The sequence below is a fragment of the Aquabacterium sp. UBA2148 genome, assembly GCF_002328915.1.
GTDB lineage: Bacteria > Pseudomonadota > Gammaproteobacteria > Burkholderiales > Burkholderiaceae_C > Aquabacterium > Aquabacterium parvum.
On the sequence record NZ_DCXA01000311.1, the window covers coordinates 26,163 to 28,688 of the forward strand.

The following is a 2,526-nucleotide window of genomic DNA, read 5'->3' on the forward strand; positions in this document are numbered from 1 at the left end:
TCGCCACGGTCACCGCGGTCGCCACGGTCACCGCGGTCGCCACGGTCACGGCCGCGATCACCACGGTCACCACGGGGGCCGCGCTCTTCGCGCTCGGGCATGCCTTCAGGGCGCTCCAGCAGGGCCTTCATGGACAGCTTGACGCGGCCCTTCTCGTCGGTTTCCAGGACCTTGACCTTGACGATCTGGCCTTCCTTGAGGTAGTCGGCAACGTTCTCGACGCGCTCGTGGGCGATCTGGCTGATGTGCAGCAGGCCGTCCTTGCCGGGCAGCAGGTTCACCAGGGCGCCGAAGTCGAACAGCTTGGTGACGGCACCTTCGTAGGTGGCTCCGATTTCCACTTCAGCGGTGATCTCGTTGATGCGCTTGATGGCGAACTCGGCCTTGGCGCCATCGGTCGAAGCGATGGTGATGACACCGTCTTCGGCGATGTTGATCTGGCAGCCGGTCTCTTCGCACAGGCCGCGGATGGTGGCGCCGCCCTTGCCGATCACGTCACGGATCTTTTCCGGGTTGATCTTGAGGGTGTAGAGGCGAGGCGCGAACTCGGAGACTTCCGTGTTGGCGCCGGCCATGGCTTCGGTCATCTTGCCCAGGATGTGCAGGCGAGCTTCCTTGGCCTGAGCCAGGGCGACCTGCATGATTTCCTTGGTGATGCCCTGGATCTTGATGTCCATCTGCAGGGCGGTGATGCCGCCGGTGGTGCCGGCCACCTTGAAGTCCATGTCGCCCAGGTGATCTTCGTCACCCAGGATGTCGGTCAGCACGGCGAACTTGTTGCCGTCCTTGATCAGGCCCATGGCGATGCCGGCCACGTGGGCCTTCATCGGCACGCCGGCGTCCATCATGGCCAGGCAGCCGCCGCAGACCGAAGCCATCGACGAGGAGCCGTTGGACTCGGTGATCTCAGAGACCACGCGCACGGTGTAGGCGAAGTCTTCCTTGGCGGGCAGCAGCGGCACCAGGGCGCGCTTGGCCAGGCGGCCGTGGCCGATTTCGCGGCGCTTCGGGCTGCCCACGCGACCGGTTTCGCCGGTGGCGAACGGAGGCATGTTGTAGTGGAACAGGAAGGTGTCGCGGAAGTCGCCGGTCAGGGCGTCGATGCGCTGGGCGTCTTGCTCGGTGCCGAGGGTGGCGATGACCAGGGCCTGGGTTTCACCACGGGTGAACAGGGCCGAGCCGTGCACGCGGGGCAGCACGCCGGTGCGGATCTCGATGGGGCGCACGGTGCGGGTGTCGCGGCCGTCGATGCGGGGCTCACCGGCCAGGATCTGGCTGCGCACGATCTTGGCTTCGATGTCGAACATCAGGCCTTCGACCTTGACGGCGTCGAAAGCAATGCCTTCGGCGGTCAGGGCACCCTTGACTTCGGCGTAGGCGGCGCGGCAAGCCTGGGTGCGGGCTTGCTTGGAGCGGATCTGGTAGGCGGCGCGCAGCTTTTCTTCGGCCAGGCCGTTGACCTTGGCGATGAAGTCTTCGTCCTTGGCAGGCGGCTGCCAGTCCCAAGCCGGCTTGCCAGCGTCACGCACCAGCTCGTGGATGGCCTGGATGGCGACGTTGCCTTGCTCGTGACCGAACACCACGCCACCCAGCATGACGTCTTCCGACAGCTGGTCGGCTTCGGATTCGACCATCAGCACGGCGGTTTCGGTGCCGGCAACGATCAGGTCCATCTTGGAATCGGCCAGCTCGGCGATGCTGGGGTTCAGCACGTATTCGCCGTTGATGTAGCCCACGCGGGCGGCGCCGATGGGGCCGTTGAAGGGGATGCCGGAGATCGACAGGGCGGCGCTGGAGGCGACCATGGCGGCGATGTCGGCCGAGACTTCAGGGTTCAGCGACACCACGTGGATGACCAGCTGCACTTCGTTGTAGAAGCCTTCGGGGAACAGCGGGCGGATCGGGCGGTCGATCAGGCGCGAGGTCAGGGTTTCGAGTTCGGAAGGCTTGGCTTCGCGCTTGAAGAAGCTGCCGGGGATCTTGCCGGCGGCGTACGTCTTCTCGATGTAGTCGACGGTCAGGGGGAAGAAGTCCTGGCCGGCCTTGGGGGTCTTGGCGCACACGACGGTGGCCAGCACCACGGTGCCTTCGATGTCGACCAGCACGGCGCCGGTGGCTTGGCGGGCGATTTCACCCGTCTCCATCACGACGGTGTGGTTGCCCCATTGGAAGGTCTTGGTGACTTTGTTGAACATGGTCATGGATGCAATCTCCTGATTGAACGGGCCACATGGCCCGGAGGGTGCCTTCACTCTGTCGCGATGCCATTCCAGCGGGGCTGAGCCGCGGATCGCGGTGGCCCGAGAGGGCTCAACCACGCTGGAATGACACAGCGGTCGCTCGAATGAGTGCCGGCGTCAAAAAACAAAAAGCCTGTGCTGGAGGCGTCCAGACAGGCTTTTTGTCGTCATGCGGTGCTTACTTGCGCAGGCCCAGCTTCTGGATCAGCGAGGTGTAACGACCGAAGTCCTTGCCCTTGAGGTAGTCGAGCAGCTTGCGACGACGGCTGACCATGCGCAGCAGGCC

Annotated in this window: 2 protein-coding genes; both read right to left on the reverse strand. The window is 64.7% G+C overall.

What is annotated here, in order from left to right:
• Nucleotides 1-2,201 (reverse strand): polyribonucleotide nucleotidyltransferase (gene pnp / locus B2W70_RS17315; protein ID WP_286747710.1); only part of this gene is annotated, 2,201 nt, incomplete at its 3' end.
• Between the two features lie 217 nt (nucleotides 2,202-2,418).
• Nucleotides 2,419-2,526, reverse strand: a 108-nt coding sequence (locus B2W70_RS17320) for a 30S ribosomal protein S15 (protein ID WP_286747765.1), incomplete at its 5' end; no start/stop codon positions are given.